Source organism: Candidatus Poriferisodalis sp. (genome assembly GCF_965214215.1).
Lineage (GTDB): Bacteria > Actinomycetota > Acidimicrobiia > Acidimicrobiales > Poriferisodalaceae > Poriferisodalis.
This window is the reverse complement of record NZ_CBDCBD010000003.1, coordinates 1,093,077-1,115,934: the sequence shown is the minus strand read 5'-3', so window position 1 is coordinate 1,115,934 and position 22,858 is coordinate 1,093,077. Positions and strand designations below refer to the sequence as shown.

At 66.5% G+C, this 22,858-nt stretch carries 25 protein-coding genes and 4 tRNA genes; 9 read left to right on the top strand and 20 right to left on the bottom strand.

The genetic code is table 11. From position 1 onward, the window contains the following. Nucleotides 1–140 precede the first annotated feature (140 nt). From rplL to ACOOF5_RS07360, 9 genes are all read right to left on the bottom strand, one after another. A complete protein-coding gene (rplL, locus tag ACOOF5_RS07400; RefSeq protein ID WP_420437870.1) occupies nt 141–533 on the bottom strand; it encodes a 50S ribosomal protein L7/L12 in 393 nt (130 codons plus the stop codon). Then, nucleotides 530–1,180: a 50S ribosomal protein L10 gene (rplJ, locus tag ACOOF5_RS07395; RefSeq protein ID WP_420437869.1), complete on the bottom strand. Its 651-nt coding sequence runs from the start codon at nt 1,178–1,180 to the stop codon at nt 530–532. Before rplJ ends, rplL begins: the two co-directional genes overlap by 4 nt. Nucleotides 1,181–1,509: 329 nt before the next feature. Continuing rightward, complete coding sequence (gene rplA / locus ACOOF5_RS07390) at nt 1,510–2,196, bottom strand: 50S ribosomal protein L1 (protein WP_420437868.1); 687 nt, start codon at nt 2,194–2,196, stop codon at nt 1,510–1,512. Nucleotides 2,197–2,326: 130 nt separating this feature from the next. Continuing rightward, nucleotides 2,327–2,782, bottom strand: coding sequence for a 50S ribosomal protein L11 (gene rplK / locus ACOOF5_RS07385; protein ID WP_420437867.1), 456 nt, complete (start codon nt 2,780–2,782; stop codon nt 2,327–2,329). A gap of 130 nt (nt 2,783–2,912) precedes the next feature. Further along, nucleotides 2,913–3,683 carry a transcription termination/antitermination protein NusG gene (gene nusG, locus ACOOF5_RS07380; RefSeq protein WP_420437866.1) on the bottom strand — a complete coding sequence of 257 codons (771 nt, stop codon included), beginning with the start codon at nt 3,681–3,683 and terminating at the stop codon, nt 2,913–2,915. 21 nt (nt 3,684–3,704) lie between these two features. After that, nucleotides 3,705–4,013 (bottom strand): preprotein translocase subunit SecE, encoded by a 309-nt coding sequence (secE, locus tag ACOOF5_RS07375; RefSeq protein WP_420437865.1) that lies wholly within the window; start codon nt 4,011–4,013, stop codon nt 3,705–3,707. 113 nt (nt 4,014–4,126) lie between these two features. Continuing rightward, a tRNA-Trp gene (locus tag ACOOF5_RS07370) sits at nt 4,127–4,200 on the bottom strand. A gap of 112 nt (nt 4,201–4,312) precedes the next feature. Beyond that, nucleotides 4,313–4,389, bottom strand: a tRNA-Met gene (locus tag ACOOF5_RS07365). Nucleotides 4,390–4,536: 147 nt separating this feature from the next. Next, nucleotides 4,537–4,609 (bottom strand) — tRNA-Thr (locus ACOOF5_RS07360). Nucleotides 4,610–4,693: 84 nt separating this feature from the next. Between ACOOF5_RS07360 and ACOOF5_RS07355 the strand changes: the two genes are divergently transcribed. Then, nucleotides 4,694–5,209 carry a GNAT family N-acetyltransferase gene (locus tag ACOOF5_RS07355; protein WP_420437864.1) on the top strand — a complete coding sequence of 172 codons (516 nt, stop codon included), beginning with the start codon at nt 4,694–4,696 and terminating at the stop codon, nt 5,207–5,209. A gap of 27 nt (nt 5,210–5,236) precedes the next feature. Here the strand turns inward: ACOOF5_RS07355 and ACOOF5_RS07350 are convergent, their stop codons facing one another. After that, the gene (locus tag ACOOF5_RS07350) at nt 5,237–6,151 is read right to left on the bottom strand and encodes a 1,4-dihydroxy-2-naphthoyl-CoA synthase (protein ID WP_420437863.1); all 915 of its coding nucleotides are present in this window, start codon (nt 6,149–6,151) and stop codon (nt 5,237–5,239) included. A 232-nt stretch (nt 6,152–6,383) separates the two neighbouring features. Between ACOOF5_RS07350 and ACOOF5_RS07345 the strand changes: the two genes are divergently transcribed. Continuing rightward, nucleotides 6,384–7,262: an LLM class F420-dependent oxidoreductase gene (locus tag ACOOF5_RS07345; protein WP_420437862.1), complete on the top strand. Its 879-nt coding sequence runs from the start codon at nt 6,384–6,386 to the stop codon at nt 7,260–7,262. A gap of 167 nt (nt 7,263–7,429) precedes the next feature. Here the strand turns inward: ACOOF5_RS07345 and ACOOF5_RS07340 are convergent, their stop codons facing one another. From ACOOF5_RS07340 to glnT, 3 genes are all read right to left on the bottom strand, one after another. Continuing rightward, nucleotides 7,430–8,704 carry a rhodanese-like domain-containing protein gene (locus ACOOF5_RS07340; protein WP_420437861.1) on the bottom strand — a complete coding sequence of 425 codons (1,275 nt, stop codon included), beginning with the start codon at nt 8,702–8,704 and terminating at the stop codon, nt 7,430–7,432. Nucleotides 8,705–8,818: 114 nt separating this feature from the next. Continuing rightward, on the bottom strand, nt 8,819–9,451 hold the full coding sequence (locus ACOOF5_RS07335) for a cysteine dioxygenase (protein WP_420437860.1): 633 nt from the start codon (nt 9,449–9,451) through the stop codon (nt 8,819–8,821). Between the two features lie 12 nt (nt 9,452–9,463). Continuing rightward, nucleotides 9,464–10,843 carry a type III glutamate--ammonia ligase gene (glnT, locus tag ACOOF5_RS07330; RefSeq protein ID WP_420437859.1) on the bottom strand — a complete coding sequence of 460 codons (1,380 nt, stop codon included), beginning with the start codon at nt 10,841–10,843 and terminating at the stop codon, nt 9,464–9,466. 173 nt (nt 10,844–11,016) lie between these two features. Here glnT and ACOOF5_RS07325 point away from each other — a divergent pair, with 173 nt between their 5' ends. The 3 genes from ACOOF5_RS07325 to ACOOF5_RS07315 all read left to right on the top strand — a co-directional run bounded on the left by ACOOF5_RS07325 (nt 11,017) and on the right by ACOOF5_RS07315 (nt 14,151). Then, nucleotides 11,017–11,916, top strand: a complete 900-nt coding sequence (locus ACOOF5_RS07325) for a class II glutamine amidotransferase (protein ID WP_420437858.1) — start codon at nt 11,017–11,019, stop codon at nt 11,914–11,916. Nucleotides 11,917–12,013: 97 nt separating this feature from the next. After that, on the top strand, nt 12,014–12,736 hold the full coding sequence (locus tag ACOOF5_RS07320) for a hypothetical protein (RefSeq protein ID WP_420437857.1): 723 nt from the start codon (nt 12,014–12,016) through the stop codon (nt 12,734–12,736). Continuing rightward, entirely contained in the window at nt 12,733–14,151 is a 1,419-nt protein-coding gene (locus ACOOF5_RS07315) for an FMN-binding glutamate synthase family protein (protein WP_420437856.1), read from the top strand. Before ACOOF5_RS07320 ends, ACOOF5_RS07315 begins: the two co-directional genes overlap by 4 nt. Nucleotides 14,152–14,308: 157 nt before the next feature. Here ACOOF5_RS07315 and ACOOF5_RS07310 read toward each other — a convergent pair whose 3' ends face one another. Further along, nucleotides 14,309–15,085 (bottom strand): enoyl-CoA hydratase-related protein, encoded by a 777-nt coding sequence (locus ACOOF5_RS07310; RefSeq protein WP_420437855.1) that lies wholly within the window; start codon nt 15,083–15,085, stop codon nt 14,309–14,311. Nucleotides 15,086–15,310: 225 nt separating this feature from the next. Here ACOOF5_RS07310 and ACOOF5_RS07305 point away from each other — a divergent pair, with 225 nt between their 5' ends. Beyond that, nucleotides 15,311–16,957: a SulP family inorganic anion transporter gene (locus ACOOF5_RS07305; protein WP_420437854.1), complete on the top strand. Its 1,647-nt coding sequence runs from the start codon at nt 15,311–15,313 to the stop codon at nt 16,955–16,957. A gap of 29 nt (nt 16,958–16,986) precedes the next feature. Here ACOOF5_RS07305 and ACOOF5_RS07300 read toward each other — a convergent pair whose 3' ends face one another. The 3 genes from ACOOF5_RS07300 to ACOOF5_RS07290 form a co-directional block, all read right to left on the bottom strand. Continuing rightward, the gene (locus ACOOF5_RS07300; protein ID WP_420437853.1) at nt 16,987–17,565 is read right to left on the bottom strand and encodes a hypothetical protein; all 579 of its coding nucleotides are present in this window, start codon (nt 17,563–17,565) and stop codon (nt 16,987–16,989) included. A gap of 144 nt (nt 17,566–17,709) precedes the next feature. Then, complete coding sequence (locus tag ACOOF5_RS07295) at nt 17,710–18,114, bottom strand: DUF1330 domain-containing protein (protein ID WP_420437852.1); 405 nt, start codon at nt 18,112–18,114, stop codon at nt 17,710–17,712. A 42-nt stretch (nt 18,115–18,156) separates the two neighbouring features. After that, nucleotides 18,157–18,990, bottom strand: a complete 834-nt coding sequence (locus tag ACOOF5_RS07290; protein WP_420437851.1) for a phytanoyl-CoA dioxygenase family protein — start codon at nt 18,988–18,990, stop codon at nt 18,157–18,159. Between the two features lie 179 nt (nt 18,991–19,169). On the opposite strand from ACOOF5_RS07290, the gene ACOOF5_RS07285 reads away from it, so the two are divergent. Both ACOOF5_RS07285 and ACOOF5_RS07280 read left to right on the top strand, forming a co-directional pair. Continuing rightward, the gene (locus tag ACOOF5_RS07285) at nt 19,170–19,688 is read left to right on the top strand and encodes a MaoC family dehydratase (RefSeq protein WP_420437850.1); all 519 of its coding nucleotides are present in this window, start codon (nt 19,170–19,172) and stop codon (nt 19,686–19,688) included. A gap of 106 nt (nt 19,689–19,794) precedes the next feature. Next, nucleotides 19,795–20,571, top strand: coding sequence for an SDR family NAD(P)-dependent oxidoreductase (locus ACOOF5_RS07280; protein WP_420437849.1), 777 nt, complete (start codon nt 19,795–19,797; stop codon nt 20,569–20,571). A 7-nt stretch (nt 20,572–20,578) separates the two neighbouring features. Here the strand turns inward: ACOOF5_RS07280 and ACOOF5_RS07275 are convergent. Next, nucleotides 20,579–20,663: transfer RNA gene (locus tag ACOOF5_RS07275), tRNA-Tyr, on the bottom strand. Between the two features lie 64 nt (nt 20,664–20,727). On the opposite strand from ACOOF5_RS07275, the gene ACOOF5_RS07270 reads away from it, so the two are divergent. Further along, on the top strand, nt 20,728–21,216 hold the full coding sequence (locus ACOOF5_RS07270; RefSeq protein WP_420437848.1) for a YajQ family cyclic di-GMP-binding protein: 489 nt from the start codon (nt 20,728–20,730) through the stop codon (nt 21,214–21,216). Nucleotides 21,217–21,225: 9 nt separating this feature from the next. On the opposite strand, the gene ACOOF5_RS07265 is transcribed toward ACOOF5_RS07270, so the two are convergent. Together ACOOF5_RS07265 and ACOOF5_RS07260 are read right to left on the bottom strand one after the other, a co-directional pair. Next, complete coding sequence (locus ACOOF5_RS07265) at nt 21,226–22,080, bottom strand: zinc metalloprotease HtpX (protein WP_420437847.1); 855 nt, start codon at nt 22,078–22,080, stop codon at nt 21,226–21,228. Nucleotides 22,081–22,353: 273 nt separating this feature from the next. After that, entirely contained in the window at nt 22,354–22,857 is a 504-nt protein-coding gene (locus ACOOF5_RS07260) for a hypothetical protein (protein ID WP_420437846.1), read from the bottom strand. Nucleotide 22,858 lies beyond the last annotated feature (1 nt).

Below are 22,858 nucleotides of genomic sequence, written 5' to 3'. Positions count from 1 at the left end.
GGAGCCCACCGTTGGGCTTCGATGCTGGGGACTGGTGGGTGCGCGAATGGGGAGGCCACCTGAGCCACGGCGTTGGCAACGCTACCCAGCAACGCTGGGCGCCACAACCGCAGCTCGAAGAAACGCTCCCGGGCCGCCGTTCAGGACAGCTCGACGGTGGCGCCGACGGCCTCGAGGGCGTCCTTGGCCTTGTCGGCGTCTACCTTCGGCACGCCTTCGAGCACGGCCTTCGGGGCGGCCTCCACGAGATCCTTAGCCTCCTTGAGACCCAAGCTCGTGAGCGAGCGCACCTCCTTGATGACCTGGACCTTCTTGTCGCCGATGGCGGTCAACGTGACGGTGACCTCGTCGGCGGCCTCCTCGGCAGCTTCACCGGCGCCGTCTGCCCCTGCGGCACCCGCTGCCACCATCATCGGGACGGCCGCCGCGGCGGTGACATCGAAGCGCTCTTCGAACGCTTTCTTCAGCTCGACGAGTTCGAGCACCGTCATATTGCCGATGGCGTCGAGGATCTCTTCGGTGGACGTGCTCATTGGTTGTTCTCCGTATTTGATTCGGCTGGGTCTGATTCGGCTGGGTCTGATTCGGCCGGGTCTGATTCGGCCGGGTCTGATTCGGCTGGGGTCGGTGGGCTGTCGGGGGTCTTGTCGATCAGGGCTTGGACAAGACCGGACATCTCGCCGATCAAGTTGTTCATCATCGATGCCAGCGAGCTCAACGGCGCCGCCAATGCACCGACTATCTGCGCCATCAGCTCATCGTGAGACGGCAGGTCGGCGAGGTCGCGAACTTGGGCGTCGCTCAGCAGGGTGCCCGCCAGCACGCCGCCCTTGATGATCAGCGCTTCGTGCTCAGTCGCGAACGTGCGCAGGGCCTTCGCGGCCGCCGATGGGTCCTTGCCGCAGAATGCCAGCGCTGTCGGCCCCCCGAGCAGATCGAGCGTCCCGGCCGGCGCATCGTCGGACAGCGCAAGGCGAACCAGGGTGTTCTTGTAGATCTTGTAGCGGCAATCGGCATCGATAAGGCGGCCCCGCAGGTCAGCCATCTCGGTGACGTCCAGCCCCCGGTATTCGGTGAACAGCACCGCCTCGGCATCGTTGTAGCGCTCGCGGACTTCGTCCACCACGGCGACCTTGTCGGCCCGTGGCGCGCGTTCGTCAGCGGTTGTTGCTGTCGCCACTATGGGGACCTCCTGTGTTGCGGGATGCTGCGGGAGACCGCGGCATGTGATGTTGTCGGGCGGTGGGATCGCTCCCGGTCCCAGATTGGGCACCGGTCCGCAGACCAGACAGAACCGCACCCCGACGCCGACGCGCACAGGAAGACAGTCCGCCTCATCGGGCCCGGCCCATATGGCTCACCCGAGGCGGGCGAACCCCTGAACGTGGTTCAGACAGGGCCGGTTTCAGGCCGAAGCCACCGGCTTTCTACGGCGAGCAAGTTGTCGAGTGGCAAACGCTACCGGCCGCTCCCGGCGATTCAACTGCCGGAAGATCCGGCGGTGCACCGCTAGTTGAAGGTGGTGGGGTCGATGTGGATGCCCGGGCCCATGGTTGACGAGACAACCATCTTGCGGACGTAGCGACCCTTGGCACTGGCCGGCCTTGCCCGCGCCAGCTCGTCCATGACCGCTTCGAGATTGGCACTCAAGTCCTCAGCAGAGAAGCTCACCTTGCCGATCGCCAAATGCACGTTGCCGTACCGATCCGTGCGGTACTCGATCTTGCCGCCCTTGAACTCGCCCACGGCCTTGCTGACATCGGGCGTGACCGTGCCGGATTTGGGATTCGGCATGAGGCCACGCGGGCCCAACACCTTGCCCAGCCGGCCGACCACGCCCATCATGTCCGGCGTCGCGATCGCGACGTCGAAGTCGGTGAAGCCGCCCTCCACACGCTCGGCCAGGTCGGCGCCGCCCACGACATCGGCACCTGCCTCGGAGGCTTCTGCTGCGGCGTCGCCTTGTGCGAACACCGCGACACGCACGTCTCCGCCTGTTCCCGAAGGCAACGCGACGGTGCCGCGCACCATCTGGTCGGCCTTGCGCGGGTCCACTCCGAGCCGCACCGACAGGTCGACGGTCTCATCGAACTTCGCTGGTGCAAGCGTGCGCACCATGTCGATCGCCTGGGTGGGCTCGTGCATCATCTGCCGGTCGTACCGTCGGGTCGCCTCGGCGTATTTCTTGCCTGACATCTTGGGGGTCTCCTTCGCTGCGCCGCTACTCAGATCGCGGGCTCGTGCATCATCTGCCGGTCGTACCGTCGGGTCGCCTCGGCGCAACTACTCGCTGACATCTTGGGGGTCTCCTGCGCTGCGCCGCGACTCAACCGGCAACTTCGATGCCCATCGACCGCGCCGTGCCGATGACCTGCAGCTTGGCGCTCTCGAAATCTCGGGCATTGAGGTCCGGCATCTTCGTGGTGGCGATCTCAGCCACCTGGGCCTGGGTGATATGAGCCACGGTCTCGCGGCCAGGATTCTCGGCCGCCTTCTCCAGCCCGGCGGCCTGGCGGAGCAGCACCGAGGTCGGCGGTGTCTTGGTAATGAACGTGAACGACCGATCCTCGAAGATGGTGATCTCTGCGGGCACGACCGTGCCACGCTGGCTCTCCGTCTTGGCGTTGTACTCCTTGCAGAAGTCCATGATCGCCACGCCGTGCGGGCCGAGCGCTGTGCCGACCGGCGGCGCCGGCGATGCCTGCCCCGCGGGGATCTGGATCTTCACAACCGCTGCGACCCGCTTGCGGCCTGCCGCGGGTCTTGCCGGCTTGTCTGCCATCAGGTGCTCCTTGTGGAATCGCCCTCGCAGGGGCTCGGGTCTGAGTGAGATTGCCCTCGCAGGGGCTCGGGTCTGAGTGAGATTGCCCTCGCAGGGGCTCGGGTCTGAATGAAATTGCCCTCGCGAGGGCTCAGATCTTTGCGACTTGGACGAAGTCGAGCTCGACGGGAGTCTCACGGCCGAAGATGTTCACGAGCACCTTCACCTTCAGCTGCTCCTCGTTGATCTCGATGACCTGACCCTGGAAGTCAGAGAACGGTCCTTCCTTGATGCGCACGCCCTCGTCGATCTCGAAGATCATTGAAGGCTTGGTGCGGCGCGGCATCTCGGGTCCGTCGTCGGGCTCGGCGAGAAACGACTCCACCTCCCTGCGGCGCAGGGGCGACGGCTTGCCGCCGGGACCCGCGTACCCCGTGACCCCAGGCGTGCTGCGGATCATGTGGTGGGCCTCGTCGCTGGGACGGCAACGGATCAGCAGGTAGCCGGGGAAGACCTTCTTCTTGGCGACGACCTTGCGGCCGCCCTTGAACTCGATGACGTCCTCCATCGGGATCGCGACTTCGAGAATCTGCTCCTCCATGTCGAACGTTCCGATACGGGCTTCGAGGTTCTGCTTGACCTTCTTCTCGTAGCCCGACTGCGTGTGCACGACGAACCAGCGTCCTGGTCGGTCGTAGGGCGAGACCCGCTTGGTCTCGGGCTCTTCGGTGGCGAGCAGCTCATCCTCGGTGAGCACGTCGACGAATCCGCCCTCGTCGGCGGCATCCGCGGCGTCAGCAGATTCAGTCGCCTCGGCACCCGGACCCATCAGCGTGGTTGCCGTCTGAGAACTCAGCAACCGGCGTGCGGTCGCCATCGGATCAGTCTCGGGTTCTGCGGGTGTCTCGGTCACGTCACTCATGTTGGTCAGTTCTGCAGTTCGTCAGTTCACGTCGAAGAGGCGGAGGACGCCTTCGCCCAGAATCCAGTCGAATCCGGCGATCATCGCTGTCAGGATGACGATGGTGATGAACACGACAATCGAGTAGTTGACGATCTCGGCGCGAGTCGGCCAGATCACCTTCTTGAGCTCGGAACGCACTTCGCCGACGAACTGGGCCGGTCCAGCTCGCTCCGAAGTGGGCGACGCCGACGCTGCCTGGCGTCGCTCGCGCCTGCCCGCGGGCGCGCCGTCAGCCCCCATCTCGCCCTGACGCTGCAGGTGACGGCGTGTGCGTCGGTTCATGGCCATCGGGGAGGTCTCCGACCCTCTATTTCTTCGAGACTTGTTTTCTCAGTGACTTGTTGTCGGGGGCTTGGGCATGGTCGATCCGCCCGGCTGACGGTCCAATCTTGGCGGATGCGCAGGGCAGGAGGGACTTGAACCCGCAACCGCCGGTTTTGGAGACCGGTGCTCTACCAAATTGAGCTACTGCCCTGAGCGTCGGCGCATCGCGTGCGATGCACGGGTGACACTTAGTGCGGGCTTTCTTGGCGAATGTCCGCCGCAACAGGCTACCGGCAGCGATCTGGGTCGCGTCCAAAGCGATCTGGTAGCGGGACTGGGACTCGAACCCAGGACCTCACGATTATGAGCCGTGCGCTCTGACCAACTGAGCTATCCCGCCAAAATATGCACGCAGAGCCTACTAGCACCACCAATCGCGCTCCCCGCCAGGACCTCACGATGCTGCGCTACCGGCGGCGACCGCAAGCGGCCGCCGCTGCCGTGCGCTCTGACCAACTGAGCTATCCCGCCAGGACCTCGCTCGGCGAGCCCCGTGCCGGAATCGAACCGGCGACACCAGCCTTACCATGGCTGTGCTCTACCTACTGAGCTAACGGGGCGAAATCGGCGCACAACTCGAGCGGCCTGCACCGACATGTGTGGGGTCCGGAGTGTATCTGTGGACCCCCGATAGCTTCGCTGCCATGCGGACCCGGCTGGCAACAATGGCCGACGCCGATGCCATCGCGGAGATCTACAACCGCGAGGTCACCGAAGGCACCGCGACGTTCGACATGGTGGCCCGCACCGACGCGGAGCAAGCGGCGTGGATGCGGGACCACTCAGGTGCCTACCCCTGCATCGTGGCGGTGCCCGACACCGGCAGCGACGACAAACCCGGCGACACGGTGCTGGGCTGGGCGTGCCTGTCGCCATACCGCACCCGGCCCGCGTACTCGACCAGCGTCGAAGACTCCGTCTATGTCCACCGCGATCATCACGGTCGCGGTGTTGGCAGCCTGCTGCTCGGCGATTTGGTGGCGCTGGCCGACGAGCACGGCTTTCACGCAGTCTTCGCCCGTATCGCAGATGCCGGCGCCGCTTCGGTGGCTCTGCACTCCAAGCACGGATTCGAACTCGTCGGGGTGGAGCGAGAGGTGGGCCGAAAGTTCGGCCGATGGCTCGACGTGACGCTCATGCAGCGTCTTCGCCCTGCCTGAGGAGTTCTCGGAAAGCAAGCCCGGAATTCAGAAGTGCCAGGGGAATTGCTCGAACTCCGGGTCTCGCTTTTCGAGGAATGCGTCGCGCCCTTCGGCGGCTTCGTCGGTGCCGTAGGCGAGGCGGGTGGCCTCGCCTGCGAACACCTGCTGGCCGACCAGGCCGTCGTCGATGAGGTTGAACGCAAACTTGGCCATCCGCTGCGCCGTTGGTGAGCGGGAGACGATTTCCGCAGCCCATTCCAACGCCACCGATTCCAGCTCAGTGTGGGGCACCACGGCGTTCACATCGCCCATATCGAAGCGCTCCTGAGCGGTGTAGGTGCGGCCGAGGAAGAAGATCTCGCGGGCCTTCTTCTGACCGATCTGGCGCGCCAAGTAGGCCGAGCCGAAGCCGCCGTCGAAGCTGGCCACGTTGGTGTCGGTCTGGCGGAAGCGGGCGTGCTCTTGGGACGCAATAGTCAGGTCGCACACCACGTGCAGGCTGTGGCCGCCGCCAGCAGCCCAGCCGCTCGCCACGCAGATGACCACCTTGGGCATCATCCGGATAAGCCGCTGGCACTCCAGGATGTGCAGGCGCCCAGTGCGGGCCGGGTCGATCTCGGCGGCGGTCTCGCCGTCCGCGTAGCGATAGCCGTCACGGCCCCGGATGCGCTGGTCGCCGCCCGAGCAGAACGCCCAGCCGCCGTCCGCGGGTGCCGGCCCGTTGCCGGTGAGCAGGATGCAGCCGACGTCAGGCGTCATGCGGGCGTGGTCCAGCGCCCGGTACAGCTCGTCAACAGTGTGCGGTCGGAAGGCGTTGCGCACGTCGGGCCGGTCGAACGCGATGCGAACGGTTCCGTGCTCGGCGCTGCGGTGGTACGTGATGTCGGTGAAATCGAACCCGTCAACGGCGTCCCAGCGCGACGGGTCGAAGATGTCCGAGACGTGTGGCAAGTACGGCATGGGTGCTCCAAGGCCGGCCGGGTGAGCGCAGTGAACCCGGTGCGGGCGACGAGGGCACGGTATTGGATCAGGTCACCGCAGCGGTCACCGCGGGTACGAGGCGAAGCCGATGGCTGACGCGGTGATCCGCGTAACCGCTGAAGGAAGCGGTTGAGCGGTCAACGAGTGACGCTGCGCGCGAGACTGCAAATTCGGCACCGAGCGAGGGGCCTGCATCGAAGGGACAAACAGCATGAAATTCGCACTCAGGTATTGCAACACCGGCAAGTTCGCCATGGATACGACGTTCGCCGCCGAGCTGGTGCAGGCGGGCGAAGCGGCCGGATTCGAATCGGCGTGGACGGTAGAGCACACCGTCATCCCCTCGGGCTATGAGTCGCAGTACCCCTACAGCCCCGACGGCAAGATGGCCGGCGGCGTCGAGGATCTGCTGCTGCCCGATCCGCTGATGTGGATGGCCTACATGGCCGGCGTCACCTCCACCATCAAATTCGGCACCGGCATCCTGATCGTGCCCCAGCACAGTCCGGTGGTGTGCGCGAAGCAGATCGCCACGCTCGACCACATGTCCGGCGGCCGGGTGCTGCTGGGCATCGGCGTCGGCTGGATGCGCGAGGAGTTCGAAGCGATCGGGGTCGGCGATCACTTCGACGACCGCGGGCGCCGCACCGACGAGTACGTGGCCGCCATGCGGGAGCTGTGGTCGGCCGACCGACCCACCTTTCACGGTGAGTTTGTGAATTTCGATGCCGCGTACTGCCGGCCGCAGCCGGTGAACGGTTCGGTGCCGATCATCGTGGGCGGCGATTCGAAGGTGGCTGCACGGCGAGCCGGACGGCTCGGCGACGGCTATTTCCCCGCTCGCGGTGCGCCGTGGGATCTCATCGATCTGGCTCGCCAGACGGCTGCGGAGGGCGGGCGAGACCCCGATGCGCTGGAGATCACCGTGCAGCTGCCCGCCGACATCGAGGAAATCCCCGAGCTGGCCCGCCGCGGCGTCAGCCGGATCGCCGTGCCAGTGTCGCCGATGGCCGGATTGCAGACCGTGATCTCCACGCCCGACGACGCCAGCGCCTGGGCCGAGACCATCGAGCGCTTCGCCGACCTCTAGCAGCCCCAAATTGGTAGGGGTCGAAATATATCGAGATTCGTCAAAAGGTATCGGCAACTACGTTGCGATACCGGCGGGACGGACCCGGACCTACAAAATGAGCCGTGCGCCCCGGGTCCGTCTCGCTCGTATCGCGCGATACCGCAAGCGTAGACGCGATGAGGCCGCTAACAGAAACGGAATTCGACCAGATCGTCGCGGGCGTACTGGTCGGGCAGCGCGATTTCCCAGTCGAGGTAGCCCTGCATGGCGGCGCGGGCGACTTCAGCGTCTTCGGGGTCGTAGGGCAACGGCGGCTGGCGCGAGCGCAGCGCTGCCTCGGCGGCGTCGTTGCCGCCGGCAACCAGATCTTGCCCGCCTGCGCTGGCCAGCCAGCCGGGCTCGAGCACCCAGGCGTCCCAGCCCATTTGGATGAGCCACGACGCGCTCATGGTGGCACCGATGCCGTCATGGTCTGCCAGCACCACCCTGGCTCCCCGCGTCACCAGGTACTCGTCGGTGGCCTGCACCAGCTGGCCGCCGGGAGCACCGGTGGCCTCCGGCAAGTGCCCGGCTGCGAATTCTTCGGGGGTGCGCACATCCATGAAGTAGGTCGTGCGCGTGACGTCAGCGAGCCACCCGTCAAGCTGTGCACGGTCAATCGTGCGAACCCCGCAGCGCTCGGCCACCGCCGCCGCCGCAACGAGTGCCTGCTCGCGGCCCTCCGCATCGGGCTCGGGAACCTGCTCGTCGCGGCCGTGTTCCAGCTGCAGCCCGGCCAGCTCCCAGCCCATCGTGCCGTCTTTCAGCGCGACGACCCGCTCCAAGCCAGCCGAGCGCAGCGACTGCGCACCCATGATGCTGCGGGTCCGCCCGGCACAGTTGACAACCACCGTGGTGCCCTCGCCGATCAGGTCTCCCACCCGGCGCACCAGCTCACCACCGGGGCACGACCGGCCTGTCGGGATGCTCATGCGGTTGAACTCGCGACGGGTCCGCGAGTCCACCACCGCCAAGTCGCGGCCCTCCGCCAGCCAGCCGGCCAGCTCCGTCGAAGAGACATGCGGCGTGCCGAAGTGCGCCTCGACCAGCTCGCCGAACAGCTTTGAGGGCACATTGATGCCCGAATACAGCTCGCCACCCGCGGCCGCCCACGCGTCGATGCCGCCGTCGAGCACCGTTGTGTCGGTGTAGCCGAGCACGGTGAGCTCGAGCGCCACCGCCGCGGCCTCTCCCCCACCGGCATCACACACCACCACCGGCGCGCTGCGCCGGGGAATGCGCGCCGCGACTTCAAGTCCGACATGGCTCAGTGGCAGGTTCGCGGCATACAGCAGGTGGCGCTGCGTGAACTCGGTGGGCTCGCGGGCGTCCACCAGAGCCAGCTCCGTGCCGTCGCCGCGCAGCAGACCGCGGTGGCGTTCCATCAGCTCAGTCGCCGAGACGGTGCGTACGTCAGCCATCACACTTCCCTCGCGACAGGGGCGGCAAGGCCGGCTGACGGGCGAACCTTCTCACGGTGTCGCTCCTTGTCTCGGGCCACAGGCTGCTCGGGTCCCGGCCGCACCGGTGGAGGCTCAGGCAGCGGCTGTTGTCGGGTAACCCGGGCGGGCCTCGACGACGCTGGCCACGTCGGAGAAGATACGCCACTCGCCGTGCTCGGCACTCCAATAGCGACGGCCCGTCATCGCCTCCATCGCGAGGCCGTAGCAGTGGAAGTTGGTCGACGCGCCTTCGATGTGAATTGAGTGAATGTCGTGGCCGAGCATGGCAACGCCGGTGCCGCGCTCGACCATCTCCTCGCGTTCGACGTTCGGTTCGCCCTCACCAGCACAGCAGTCGTAGAAGCGATTCAGCTCCTGGCCTCGCATGCCCACGATGACCGCCCACGTCGTGTGCTCGTGCGGCGGTGCCGACGTGCCGGTGCTGACGCTCTGGACATACAACGCCAGCGTGTCGTCGTCGTTTTGGGCGAGCCGGTAGTTGAACGAGCCGCGCTCGCCGTCTGGCGGCGGGAAGTCTTCCGATGGGAACAATTCGGTGTGGGTGGCCAGCTCGAGCAGCCGTTCCTTGATGCGTGCGATGCCTGACCGATCGATGCCGCCGTGTTCCCGGCCGTGCGCATCGATCTTGGCGATGTCGTCCATCGCGTCGGCGACCGCTGACGCACGCTCTGCCGCCCTTGTTTGTGCCGAATCCGATGCGCTCATGGACTCATCCTTTCAGAACAGCGTGAGGTATTGATCGACCTCGCTGGCCGTCACGACACTGTGGTGGGCGAGGAACTCATCGCGCTTCACTTTCGCGAAGTAGTCGCGGTAGGGGCCTTCGGCGGTCTCACCGAGGCCGGCGCCCAGAACGCTGCAGGATGCAAGCTCGTCGGCTGCGTGCAGCAGCGTGGGCGGGAGCACCGCTATCCCCTTCGCCGCCACCTCCTCGGCGGACATGGCGTACAGGTTGTCGGTGTTGGGTTCGCCGGGGTCGATGTCGTTGTCGATCCCGTCGAGCCCGCAGGCCAGATAGGCCGCGAACATCAGGTACGGGTTGGCGGCCCCGTCGCCGAGGCGGACCTCAATCCGGTCGGGTTCGGGAACGCGGATCATCTGGGTGCGGTTGTTGCCGCCGTAGACCGCATAGGCAGGCGCCCACGTGGCGCCCGATGTCGGCGCGCCCACTCCCATGCGCTTGTAGGAGTTGACGATCGGGCACACCACGGCCACCAGCGAGCGGGCGTGGCGGATGAGCCCGCCCACGAACTTGTAGGCGAGGTCGCTCAGGCCCAGCCCCTTGGTGTCGGGACCGCCGCCGCTGCTGCCGATGAACAGCGGCTCGTCGGTGTCGGCGGTCCACAGGCTCAGGTGAGTGTGCAGCCCGTTGCCGGTCTTGTCCGCGAACGGCTTGGGCATGAACGTGGCGTAGCGGCCGTCGCGCTGGGCCAAGGTGTGCACCATCAGCCGGAACAAGATCAGCCGGTCGGCCGTGGTGAGCGCGTCGGAGTACAGCCAGTTCTGCTCGTACTGGCCGTTCGCATCCTCGTGGTCGTTGGCGTAGTTGCCCCAACCCATGGCATCGAGGTTCTTCGACACTGCGGTGAGGTGCGGGAGCATCCGGGTGAGGCCCTTGGCGTCGTAGCACGGCAGGGTCATGTTGTCGCGGTCGTCGGCCACGCAGAGCGAGCCGTCCTCGTTGCGCACCACCAGGGAGTACTCGGCCTCGACGCCGCACTTGAGCACGAGGTTGCGCTCGGCCGCAGCTTCCAGCGCCCGGCGCAGAATCACCCGCGGCGCATAGGGCCACAGTTCGCCCTCCACGGTGGGGTCGCATTGCATCGCAGCAACGTTGGGCTGCCAGGGCAGCTGCGTGTACGACGCTGGGTCGGGCAGCGCCAGGATGTCAGGACTGGAAGGGTCTTGACCCATCGGACCGGCGGCGAAGCCCGCGAATCCGGCCCCGTCGGCCATCAAGCCGTCCAAGGCGCTGATCGGCACCAACTTGGCGCACGGCTTTCCGTGCATCTCCACAAACATGGCGTAGATGAACTCCACGCAGTCGGCCTCCGCCTTGCTGCGGATCTCCTCGAGTGCATCGGCACCGTCACTCACGCCACTCCCCCTGCGTCATCGCCCGGCGCTCATGGTCGGGTCGGCCGTGCCGACACCGGGCATTCCCCGCGCCGACAGTAGTCAAGGTTTTGGACAGAAAACGCGGGGTGGGGCGCTACGGTGCGGGAGGCTGGACAGACGGATGCGGGGATTGTCGAGCCGGGGGGTGCGTCGTGTGCGGGATCGTGGGCCTGTTCTGCAAAACCGATGCCCACCGTCACGAACTGGGCCGGCTGACCGAATTGATGCTGGCCGAGATGGGGGACCGCGGCCCCGACAGCGCCGGGTTCGCCGTGTACGACGCCAGCGCTCCGGGCCAAACTCGCATCACCGTGCTGGCCGAGGGGTTGGCTGTGGATTGGGCGCCCGTCGCTGAGGCCTTGGAGCGGGCCCTGGGCGCGTCGGTAACAGTGCGAGCTGTGCACGACCATGCGGTGTTCACCACCGATGGCGACGGCCGGGCCGCTCGCCAGTGGATCATCGACAACGTTGCCGGCGTGACGGTGCTGGCCTACGGCAACCAGATTGAGCTGTACAAAGCGGTGGGGTACCCCGACCAGGTGGCCGAGCGCTACGACTTGGCGTCGCGCACTGGCACGCACGCTCTGGCCCACACCCGCATGGCCACCGAGTCGGCGATCACCACCGCCGGTTCGCACCCCTTCGCCACCGGCGCCGATACCTGCTTGGTGCACAACGGTTCGCTGTCCAACCACAACCGGCTGCGGCGCTTCCTGGAGGCCCACGGCGAGTCGTTCCAGACCGAGAATGACTCCGAGGTTGCTGCGGGCTACCTGTCGTGGCGGATGCGCTCGGGCGACGCCATCTCCGAAGCGCTCGAGGGTGCGCTGAACGACCTAGACGGCTTCTACACCTTCGCCATCGGCGTGGCCGACGGGTTTGCGATCCTGCGCGACCCCATCGCCTGCAAGCCGGCAGTGGTGGCCGAGACCGACGATTGGGTGGCGATGTCGTCGGAATACCGAGCCATTGCCCGCCTGCCGGGCGCAACCGACGCGCAAGTGTGGGAACCCGAGCCGGCCCGCATCTATTCCTGGAGCCTGGCCGCGTGACAGGCCGCCAGACGCCGGTCGATCTCACGCGCCGCCGCGACGGCATCGCTGGGCGATCGCGCGCGCGGGCCATCGCGTGGCAGCGATGAGCGGGTCCATGCGGACCTTTGACCTGGCCGAGGTGACCAAGCGAGAGCTGAACCAGACACTGCACGACGCCGCGGACGGCGAGTCGTTTGAGGTGATCAACCCGCGCGGCGCGCATGCGGTGGCCTGCGGGATCACCGCAGACATCGAGGTGGTGGTGCGCGGCTCAGTCGGCTACTACTGCGCCGGCATGCATCAGCAGGGCCGGGTGCGGGTGGAAGGCAATGCCAGCACCGGCCTGGCCGAGAACATCATGTCGGGGACGGTGCACATCACCGGCAACGCCACGATGTCGGCGGGTGCGACCGGTTGCGGCGGCCTGCTGGTGGTAGGCGGAAACGCCGGCGCCCGGTGCGGTATTTCCATGAAGGGCGTCGACATTGTGGTGGGCGGCGATGTCGGGCATATGAGCGCGTTCATGGCCCAAGCGGGGAATCTCGTGGTCTGCGGCGACGCCGCCGCCGACCTGGGCGACTCCATCTACGAGGCGCAGATCTTCGTGCGAGGCAACGTGGAATCGCTGGGCGCCGACTGCGTCGAGAAGGAGATGCGGTCTGAGCACCGCGAGCTGCTGACGTGGCTGCTCGGCGCAGCAGCTCCCGAGACCCGCGGTGTGTTCGCAGAAGAATTCCGCCGGTTCGGATCGGCCCGCCGTCTGTACAACTTCGCCGTCGACGATGTGGCCGCGCTGGAAGCCGCAGCGCGAGGCGAGCACGGGAACGCAAGCCAATGACCGGGGCGCCAAGCCGTGACGACGAGACAAGCAGGCCAGCAAACGGGTCAGCACGTCCGCCCGCCGCGGATCGCGACCTGAAACCGTTCGCCGAACCAGGCCCGGAACACTGGCACCTGCGCGAGTCCTACACCTTCGATCGCAACGTGATCGCCGAGATCCGCCGGGCGGCCAACACTGGCATCTACCGCATCCGGGGCTGGGGGGCCAAGCGTCGCTTGCCCACCCTCGACGACCTGGTGTTCCTCGGTGCGTCGATGTCGCGCTATCCGCTGGAGGGATACCGCGAGGCCTGCGGCACCGATGTGGTGATCGGCGAGGATCGGGCCGAGCGGCCCGTACACCTGCAAGTCCCCGTCACCATCGCCGGCATGAGCTTCGGCTCGCTGTCTGCCGAGGCAAAAGAGGCGCTCGGACGGGGCGCCTCCGCGGCCGGCACCTCCACGACTACCGGCGACGGCGGCATGACCATGGAGGAACGCGAGCACTCGGGGCTGCTCGTCTATCAGTACCTGCCGTCGCGCTACGGCATGAACCCAGACCATCTCCGGATGGCCGACGCCATTGAGGTGGTGGTGGGCCAAGGGGCGAAGCCCGGTGGCGGGGGGATGCTGCTGGGCCAGAAGATCACCGAACGGGTGGCGGAGATGCGCACGCTGCCCACCGGGATCGACCAGCGCTCTGCCTGCCGCCACCCCGACTGGACCGGCCCCGACGACTTGGAGATCAAGATCGGCGAACTGCGCGAGATCACCGACTGGCAGGTGCCGATCTACGTGAAGGTGGGCGCGGCCCGCCCGTACTACGACACGGCGCTGGCCGTGAAGGCCGGCGCCGATGCCGTGGTCGTCGACGGCATGCAGGGAGGCACTGCCGCCACCCAGGACGTGTTCATCGAGCACGTCGGCATCCCGACGATTGCCGCCATTCCCGAAGCCGTCCGAGCCCTGCGCGAGCTCGGCGTGCACCGGCGAGAGGTGAAGCTGATCGCGGCGGGGGGTTTCCGCTCTGGCGCCGACATTGCCAAGGCGCTGGCGCTCGGCGCCGACGCTGCCTCGATCGGCACCGCAGCACTGATCGCCATCGGGGACAACGACCCGGCCTACGAGGCCGAGTACCGCGAGCTGGGCACCTCAGCCGGATTCTGGGAGGACTTCCAGGCCGGCACCGACCCCGCCGGCATCACCACCCAGGACCCGGACCTGTCAGCCCGGCTCGACCCGGTGCTCGCCGGGCGCCGCCTCGCCAACTACCTGCAGGTGCTCACCATTGAGACGCAGATCCTGTCCCGCGCCAACGGCAAATCGCACGTCCTGAACCTGGAACCCGAAGACCTGGCTGCTCTCACTGTGGAGGCCGCGGCCATGGCCAAAGTACCGCTGGCCGGCACGAGCTGGATACCCGGCGCCGACTGAAGAAACCCAGTGGTCCGAACCGCGGGCGCATGACTACCTTGACGCGCCGGTGCGCCGTCCCAAACACCGCTCTAGCAGGGAAGCGCCAAGGCGGCGCACTCGCACTCGCCAGATTAGGCAATACTGCTGCGCGGCAGCAAGTGACTTCGGCGGCGAGTTAGCGGCCCTGCCACTCGGGCGGGCGCTTCTCGGAGAACGCGCGGGGGCCTTCGATGTAGTCGGCGCTGTTGCTCATGGCTCGCACCGCCTCGTACCGGCCCTCGTGCGCCGCCTGCACGCTGGCCTCGTTAAGGCCCTGCATCGCTGCCTGCTTGGTGGCCCGGATTGACATCGGCGAGCACTCAAGGACCATCTCGGCCCAGCGGCGGGCGCACGCAAGCGCCTCGCCCTGGGGAACGACGTCGGCGACGATGCCCATTTCCTTGGCCTCGGCCGCTGGCACGTGACGACCAGTCAGCATCATGCTCATGGCGCGCTTGAGCCCGATGTGGCGGGGAAGACGATGCACGCCTCCCGCCAAGGCTGCAAGACCTACCTTCGGCTCGGGCAGCGCCAGCAGCGCGTTCTCCGAGGCGACGATGATGTCGCAGGCCAGCGCTATCTCGAAACCGCCGCCCATCGCCACGCCGTTCACTGCCGCGATGACGGGCTTGTCGAGGTCCCAGCGCGACGTCAGCCCGCCGAAGCCCGACGATGGCATCGCCGAGCGGTCGCCGCCTTCGGCCTGATACCTCAGGTCGTTGCCGGCCGAGAAGGCACGGTCTCCCTCGCCGGTCACGATGGCCACCCACAGCTCCGGATCGTTCTGGAACTCGTCGAAGAGGTCGGCCATCTCGGCATTGCCCGGCGGGTGCAGCGCATTCATCCGCTCCGGCCGGTTGATCGTGACGACGAACAAGTGCCCGTCGCGCTCCGCATAACAGAATTCACCCATGCCGGCGGAACCTAGTTGTCCCCTCACGACTTCGCTCAGCAAGATGCCGCGATGTGAGACGGTCCCGCCGATCCAGATGTCGACGCTGCACCCGCAGGGCAATCACGAGCAATCCACAGCTGTCTGAGCGGCGCTGAGATCTCGTGAGCGTTATTCATATTGCGCGCGTAATGTTCCGGTGGCGTTCCTGCTGACCAGCGGAAACGGCCATCTCGGGAGCGGCAGATGCGAGCTCGGGGGTACGACCTGCGCACGCTGCGCGGTGACATCTTCGGCGGTGTCACCACGGCGGTCGTCGGATTACCGGTCGCGCTCGCCTTTGGTGTGGCTTCGGGCCTCGGAGCGATGGCCGGTCTGTACGGCGCCATCGCATTGGGCCTTTTCGCCGCCGTGTTCGGCGGCACGCGTTCGCAGATCTCCGGACCCACGGGCCCCATGGCCGTGGCTATGGCGGTCGTCATCACCGAACATGCCTCGACGCTTCAAGAAGCGCTCACCGTGGTGGTCATGGCAGGCGTCATCCAGGCACTGCTGGGCGTCCTGCGATTCGGCCGTTTCGTCTCCTACACGCCGTACTCGGTGATCTCGGGCTTCATGTCGGGTGTCGGCATCATCATCATCATCCTGCAGACGCTTCCGGCATTGGGCGTCGAGGGTTCCAGCGGCGGCCCGCTTGACGTCATGCGCGGCTGGCCCGACGCCATCGTGAACCTCAATGCCAGCGCCGTGGCCGTTGCGGCGGTCAGTTTGGGCGTGTGCATCTTCTGGCCTGCCCGATTGCATCGCTGGTTTCCCGCAACGCTCGCGGCCCTTGCCGTGGGAACCCTGATGGGCGTACTCCTCCTCGGCGACGCGCCGGTCATCGGCGAAGTTCCCTCGGGCGTGCCGGATCTGCAGGTACCGCTGCTGTCGTTGGGGGTCTTGGCCGCGGCGGTGCAGCCCGCCGTCACGCTCGCGCTACTGGGCGCTGTCGACAGCCTGCTGACGTCGCTGATTGCCGACTCGATGACACGCACGCGGCACAACCCCAACCAGGAGCTCATCGGACAGGGCTTGGGCAATATCGCCGCGGGCCTGGTGGGCGGGCTGCCCGGGGCCGGGGCAACCGTGGGAACCGTGGTGAACATCCGGGCCGGCGGCAGCACCCGAGTTTCGGGCGCGCTGCGTGCCATCGTGCTGCTGGGCATCGTGCTGGGCGCCGGACGCTATGTCGAATCGGTGCCGCTGGCCGCGCTCGCCGGCATCTTGCTGAAGGTGGGCTGGGACATCGTGGACTGGCGGTTCCTCAAACGCATGCACCACGTGCAGCGCGAGCATCTGATGATCATGGGCATCACCATGGTTCTGACGGTGGTGCTCGACCTGATCACTGCGGTGGCGATCGGGCTCATCGTGGCGGCCATGTCTGCCGCCCGCCAATTCGAACGGCTCCAGCTCGACAGCGTCGTCTCGGTGCCACTGCTCGACGTGAGCTTCCTGGGCGCAGATGCCAACGAGGCAGACGAGGCCACGCCAGGCGATTTCTCGGCACGGGTCGGGCTGGTCGCGCTCCGAGGCACGTTTACGGTGGCGTCGTCGAAGAGCCTCATCGACATCCTGGGCGCGGACATCGCCGAGCACGAAGTCGTCATTATCGACTTCACCGACACGGTGTACATCGACGACAGCGCGGCAATGCTGGTGGAGTACCTCATCGGCACGGCCGTGGAGAGCGAAACCGAAGTCATCGTGATGGGACTCAGTGGCCCGCCGGCGACCAGCCTGCACGCACTGAACGCACTCGAGAAGGTGCCGAGAAACCGATTTGTGCCGACACTGGACGCGGCTCGAACCGCCGCCCGGATCTTGCTGAAGCTGCCCGAGCCGAAGTGAGCTGACCGGCGGCGAGTGCGAGGGTCTGCTCAGTCGATTGGCGAGTAGATGGGGTGCGTCCCGAACTGGTTCTTCGTGACCGGCGTACCCGTCTCTGCGAAGTACGCGGTGCCGCGCACGACACTGTCGAGGTAGGACGGCAGCGGCCGGCGGATCATGTGCTCGGCGTAGTGCTCTCGCTCGGCTGCCGACACGTCGTCGCGCAGCAGTGCCACCACTTTGATGCTGAAGTCGCTGCCGGTCTCAGCCTCTGAGATGCGCCAGCGCACAAGCGCCGTACGGGCCTGCGGCGGGCCGAGCACCAAGTCGTAGCCGACGCCGTCGAACCAGTCGGCAAATTCTCGCTGGTAATGGACGCCGCTGTAGTAGTAGACGTGGTCGCGGCTGGCGGCGGCGTCCCACACGTTGATCTCGTTGCGCTCGCAGAATGGGTGGATGTTGAGGAGGTTGCCGGGCGGGCTGATGGCGGCCCAGACATCGGCCGGCGGTGCTGCCACGGCAACCCTGCCGATGATCGGCGCCATCATCTCGTAGCCGGCGCCTGCGTGACTCGCCACCAAGGCTCCGTCCGAAGCCGTCAACGCGCCGCTCGTCGCTTCGTCATCCATGCCGTCATTGTGACCGATGTTCTGCAGCGACGCGGCTGACGCTCGGCGGCCGGGTCGCCGTGCTGTGACTGATGCTGCTGGGACAGTCGACGGTCAACGGCTCAATCGGCACTCACAGCGACACTGGGGCCGACGCATAGCGGCTCAGGTCTTCGGCAAGAGCTGGGTGGTCTCGATGATGCGCGAGTCCGCGAGTGCGGCCGCCCGGATGGGCGCAATGGCGTGGTAGTCGGGGTCGCGGAACATGGCGACGAATTGCGACCGGGTGGGATAGCGCACCAGAATCGCGATGTCCCAGTCCTCGTCGTCGGGGCCAATAGCGATGTTGCCCGCACGTCCCATCCAGATGGGCTCGCCGCCGAAGCGCGGATGCAGTTCCGCGAAGCGCCGGCCGTACTCGCGATAGGCGGCTTCGCCCGACATCCCGTCGACACCATGGCCCGACTCGGCCACCTCGCGGTACTTCAGCAGGTTGAGCATCACGACCGGCTCGTCAGGGTCGCCTTCGGCGATGGCGTCGATCTGGTCGGGGCTCGCGTGAAGATGCATGCGGTCTCCTGTGTCAGTGCAGAGAGTGTCTAGCAACTCGGCTCAGCCTGAGCGGGGCCAGACCACGGGGTAGCGATCGAGCTCCATGGGCGAACCCGCCTCGAGCCCGTCGACGTGCAGCACCTGGGCAGTGCCGATGCGTGGGTCGTAACGGACGTCAGTGCCGATGTAGCGGGCGGCATAGCCCCGCCGTGCTCGGCCTTCGTTCGAATTTCCCTGCGAGCCGTGCAGGATCATCGCCCAGAAGGCCACCGCATCACCCGGCTGGAGATCGAACGAGATGATGTCGTAGCTGTCGCGGTCGGCTTCGATGTCGGGCATGAGTTCGTAATCGGGGTTGCGCTCGTAGTCGTGGGCGTTCGTCGGGGCGAAGGTGCGCGGCTGGAACCAGCGATCCCAGGCGTGCGAGCCCCTGACGTACTCGACCCGGCCGTTGGTGGCATCGACGGTGTCGAGTGCAATCCAGAACGACATCACCTGCCGGCCCGAGATCGGCCAGTACGGCTGGTCGTTGTGCCACGGCACCGGCTGGCTGGAGCCGGGTTCCTTGACGAAGAGCTGGTCGTAGTACATGCGCACCACCGGCGAGCCGAACATGGCGGCTGCCATCTCGCCGAGCCGGGACTGGGTGACGAATTCTTCGAACAACGGGTGAAACCGCCACAGATCCAGCGAGCCGAAGAAGCCGGTGGACGCGTAGTTGTGCGCGGTGGGACTGGGGTTGGCCATTTCGTCGGCTACGCCTCCGCGCAGCCGTTCCACCCATTCGACGTCGACAACGTTGCGCAGCGCGACCACACCGTCGGTGCGGAACCGCTCGATCGTGTCGTCGTCAACGATCTCTTGTGCTGGTCGATCCAGAACCGTGTCGCTCATCGTCGTCCCCTGTCGCGAACGTCAAGCCAACACGGTCAAGTCAACACGATGGATGCACTGCATTGCCAGACAACGCAATGCCTGAAATGGCACCGTCAGCCCATGCACTGCCAGACGATGCAACGCCCGCAATGGCACCGCCGACCCATGCACTGCCAGACTCAGAGCCGGGAGGCGACATGAGCGATGATCAAGGCAACGACGACGACGGCACCGCGACAATTCCGGGCCTGCCGCCCCGGCCGCACCGGGGCTGGACGTTCGACGAGCATCCGATCGGCAAGCGCTGGAGCACAAGTCGGCGAACGATCACCGAGACCGATCTGGTGGTGTACGCCACCCAGTTCGGGTTCGGCGAGGGGTTGTTCCTGGATGCCACCGCCTCAGAGCGCGCCGGTTACAGCGGGCGGTTGGTCCCCGGCAGCTTGGTGATGTCGCTGGCCGAGGGCCTCGTCATCAGCGGCGGAGCGATCGCCGGCACCGGTATCGCCTACCTCGGCGCGACCGTCGAGGTGAAGGGGCCCACCTTCGTTGGCGACACCCTGCAGGTCGTCGCCGAGGTCACCGCCGCTCGGCTCACCTCACGGAGTGACCGCGGCATCGTGACGACCCGCAATGAGGTCTTCAACCAGCACGGCAACCTCGTGATGGTCTATTCCCCCACCCGCATGATCCTCAGCCGCCACGCCGACGAATAGGACACGCGCCCGATCCCGTCAATGTGGGCGGCGGCTGGCTCGGCGGGTTGGACCGGGTCGCAGTACGGTCGGCGGGATTCTTGAGTTGACGGCAGGGAGCGCATAGATGAGCAGGTTCACGGGACGGGTGGTGATCGTGACCGGCGCGGCCGGCGGGATCGGGTTGGCGGCGTGCGAGCGGTTCGCGTCCGAGGGGGCGTCGGTGGTCGCGGTGGACCTTGCGAGGGCCGATCTGGGTGCAGCCGTGTCGACGGTGGAGGCGCAGGGCGGCTCTGCGCTGGCTGTCGGCGCCGACGTCACCAGGTCCGACGAAGTGGCCGGGTATGTGCAGGCGACGCTCGACAACTTCGGTCAAGTCGACGTCCTGTTCAACAACGCCGGTATTGAAGGCACCTACGCCCCGATGATCGAATACACCGAAGAGTCGTTCGACCAGGTCATGGCGGTCAACGTGCGCGGCGTCTGGCTGGGCATCAAATACGCCGCCCCGGCCATGATCTCTGGCGGCGGCGGCTCGATCGTCAACACGGCGTCGGTGGCCGGCCTGTTCGGCTCGCGGGGCATCTCTCCGTACTCGGCGAGCAAGCACGCTGTGGCCGGGCTTACCAAGTCCGCGGCTCTCGAACTGGCCACTTCAGGCGTGCGGGTGAACGCCGTGTGCCCTGCGCCGATCGAGACACGCATGATGCGCTCACTCGAAACCTTCATCGGCGGCGACGATGCCGACGACATCCGCAAGGCAATGGCCGAGCGCTTGCCCGTGCAGCGCTACGGCGAGCCCCACGAAGTGGCCGCGCTGGTGGCGTTCTTGGCTTCGGACGACGCCAGTTACATCACTGGCAGCCTGTACCCCATCGACGGCGGCTACAGCGCCGGCCGCTGATTCTCGCTGGTGGGCCGGGGAGGATTCGAACCTCCGTAGGCGAAGCCGACGGGTTTACAGCCCGCTCCCTTTGGCCACTCGGGCACCGACCCAGATGAGCACCGCAGCCTAAAGCGTCCCGTCGCCTCAGCAACTTCGCCTCGCTAGCTTGCGGTCATGGCTTCATTCGACGTCGTCTCCAAAGTGGACATGCAGGAGATCCGCAACGCCGTGGATCAGGCGTCCCGTGAGATCGCCAACCGGTACGACTTTCGCAACACCGGCAGTGCCATCGAGCTTGGTGAGAGCGCCATCAACATGCGCTCGAGCACCGAGGACCGGCTGGCTGCGATGCGCCAGGTGCTCGAGGAGAAACTGGTGCGCCGCCAGGTCAGCCTGAAGGCCGTCCACTACGGCAATGTCGAGGAGGCTTCCGGCGGCACCGTGCGCCAGGAGGCCGCGCTGCTGGCCGGCATCTCGTCAGACCGGGCTCGTGAGATGAACAAGTTCATCAAGGGACTCGGCATCAAAGGTGTGCAGTCGCAGACCCAAGGTGACCAGCTGCGAGTGATGTCCAAGAAGCGCGACGCCCTGCAGACCGTCATCGCCGAGCTGAAGGAAGGCGATTTCGACGTGCCCCTGCAGTTCGAGAACTTCCGGGACTGAGCGCCGGACTCAGACCGCTTCCTGCCAGGAGCCGTCACGCAGGCGGCGGATACGCTCTTCCATCGGCGGGTGCGTGGTGAACAGCCCCTTGAAACCCATCCGGCGGCTGGCCAGCGGGTTGGCGATGTACATCTGGGCCTGATTGGCGTCGGCCAAGCTGGGCACGGTCTTGGAGGCCACGTCGAGTTTCTCGAGCGCACGCGCCAGCGGTTCCCCGTCGCCGATCATGCGGGCCGCGGTGCGGTCGGCCTGATACTCGCGGCTGCGGCTGATAGCCATCTGCAGCAGCATCGCGGCGATCGGCGCCAAGAAAATCAGCAGCAATTCGCCAATCGGGTTGCGGTCGTCGTCGCGGCTGCCACCGCCGAAGATCAGGGCGAATTGGGCCATGCGAGCGGCGAAGGTGATGGCTGTGGCCACCGCTGCGGCAACGGAGCCGATGAGGATGTCACGGTTGCGTATATGAGCCATCTCGTGGGCCAGCACGCCACGGATCTCGTACCAGTCGAGATGGCGGATGAGTCCTTCGGTGACGCAGACCGCAGCGTTGGCCGGGTTGCGGCCTGTGGCGAACGCATTGGGCTGCGGGTCGGGCGAGACGTACAGCCGGGGCATCGGCATGCTGGAGAGTTCGGTGAGCTCCCGCATGATCGTCCAGTACTCGGGGAGCTGATGGGGCCGGACTTCCTGGGCTCGGGCGGAGCGGATCGCCAGCTTGTCACTGAACCAGTAGCTGCCGCCCACCATCACCAAGGCGATGATGACGGCGATGGTCAAGCCGCCTTGGCCCCAGAAGCTGCCGATCCACAGGATCAGGCCGGCGAGGCCAGCCAGGAGAACGGTGGTCTTGGCCGTGTTGCGCACGTTTCGTGATACCTCGTTCCCGACGTTGTGATTCAGACGCTGTGCGGTCTCGATTCAGGCTAATGACGGCAGCCTGTTGCCCAGACGCGCATCATCGTCTACGCATCCGCGCTCTGCGTGCCACGGCCAACGACCTGCACGGCAACTACTACCGCCGCAAGCGTCACCTCGATGCGTAATCGATCGCTGCTGACCTCGAAAGCGTGGCCGAACTCGTCGAGATGCTCGCACCACTGACTTCGCTGTAGCCGTCATCGGTCACTGTTGCGAGCTTCAGTGGGGGTGGTAGCCGCTGTCGATGTAGAGGGTGGGCAGATCGAGGTCTCGGTACATGCGGACGTTGCGCATGTCGTCGTCGATGGCGAGGCGAGGGAGATAGCCCAGTTCAGCCAGTGCCTCGGTCTGCTCGCCCTTGAACATCGGCGAGGGGCGGAAGTCGCCCATCGGTCGCATGATGAGCAGGTCCCAGCGGAGCTTGTGCTTCACCAGCCAGGTGAGGGTGGCGTCGGACACCCATGTCGGGCGCGACGTGAGCGCCACCACCACGAGTTCGGGAGCGAGCAGCACCAGCAACTCGGCCACCTCGTCGAGCACATCGTCGTCGCCGACATCGGCGAAGAACGAGTCCCAGTCGCGCCACGGGCCGTCGAGATGATGCTGACGGTGGGCGGCATCGGCGAGCACCCCGTCGATATCGACGATCACGCAATCGCCGGGCGACACCGGTCCATCCCGCCACCACCAGTACGACGGCCAGTCATCGTCAGAAGAAGCCAAG

Excerpts from the sequence above, each read along its gene's own strand:
- rplL (WP_420437870.1), bottom strand. The coding sequence starts at position 533 with ATGAGCACGTCCACCGAAGAGATCCTCGACGCCATCGGCAATATGACG.
- rplA (WP_420437868.1), bottom strand. The coding sequence starts at position 2,196 with ATGTCAGGCAAGAAATACGCCGAGGCGACCCGACGGTACGACCGGCAG.
- rplK (WP_420437867.1), bottom strand. The coding sequence starts at position 2,782 with ATGGCAGACAAGCCGGCAAGACCCGCGGCAGGCCGCAAGCGGGTCGCA.
- nusG (WP_420437866.1), bottom strand. The coding sequence starts at position 3,683 with ATGAGTGACGTGACCGAGACACCCGCAGAACCCGAGACTGATCCGATG.
- secE (WP_420437865.1), bottom strand. The coding sequence starts at position 4,013 with ATGGCCATGAACCGACGCACACGCCGTCACCTGCAGCGTCAGGGCGAG.
- ACOOF5_RS07355 (WP_420437864.1), top strand. The coding sequence starts at position 4,694 with ATGCGGACCCGGCTGGCAACAATGGCCGACGCCGATGCCATCGCGGAG.
- ACOOF5_RS07350 (WP_420437863.1), bottom strand. The coding sequence starts at position 6,151 with ATGCCGTACTTGCCACACGTCTCGGACATCTTCGACCCGTCGCGCTGG.
- ACOOF5_RS07345 (WP_420437862.1), top strand. The coding sequence starts at position 6,384 with ATGAAATTCGCACTCAGGTATTGCAACACCGGCAAGTTCGCCATGGAT.
- ACOOF5_RS07340 (WP_420437861.1), bottom strand. The coding sequence starts at position 8,704 with ATGGCTGACGTACGCACCGTCTCGGCGACTGAGCTGATGGAACGCCAC.
- ACOOF5_RS07335 (WP_420437860.1), bottom strand. The coding sequence starts at position 9,451 with ATGAGCGCATCGGATTCGGCACAAACAAGGGCGGCAGAGCGTGCGTCA.
- ACOOF5_RS07320 (WP_420437857.1), top strand. The coding sequence starts at position 12,014 with ATGCGGACCTTTGACCTGGCCGAGGTGACCAAGCGAGAGCTGAACCAG.
- ACOOF5_RS07315 (WP_420437856.1), top strand. The coding sequence starts at position 12,733 with ATGACCGGGGCGCCAAGCCGTGACGACGAGACAAGCAGGCCAGCAAAC.
- ACOOF5_RS07310 (WP_420437855.1), bottom strand. The coding sequence starts at position 15,085 with ATGGGTGAATTCTGTTATGCGGAGCGCGACGGGCACTTGTTCGTCGTC.
- ACOOF5_RS07305 (WP_420437854.1), top strand. The coding sequence starts at position 15,311 with ATGCGAGCTCGGGGGTACGACCTGCGCACGCTGCGCGGTGACATCTTC.
- ACOOF5_RS07300 (WP_420437853.1), bottom strand. The coding sequence starts at position 17,565 with ATGGATGACGAAGCGACGAGCGGCGCGTTGACGGCTTCGGACGGAGCC.
- ACOOF5_RS07295 (WP_420437852.1), bottom strand. The coding sequence starts at position 18,114 with ATGCATCTTCACGCGAGCCCCGACCAGATCGACGCCATCGCCGAAGGC.
- ACOOF5_RS07290 (WP_420437851.1), bottom strand. The coding sequence starts at position 18,990 with ATGAGCGACACGGTTCTGGATCGACCAGCACAAGAGATCGTTGACGAC.
- ACOOF5_RS07285 (WP_420437850.1), top strand. The coding sequence starts at position 19,170 with ATGAGCGATGATCAAGGCAACGACGACGACGGCACCGCGACAATTCCG.
- ACOOF5_RS07280 (WP_420437849.1), top strand. The coding sequence starts at position 19,795 with ATGAGCAGGTTCACGGGACGGGTGGTGATCGTGACCGGCGCGGCCGGC.
- ACOOF5_RS07270 (WP_420437848.1), top strand. The coding sequence starts at position 20,728 with ATGGCTTCATTCGACGTCGTCTCCAAAGTGGACATGCAGGAGATCCGC.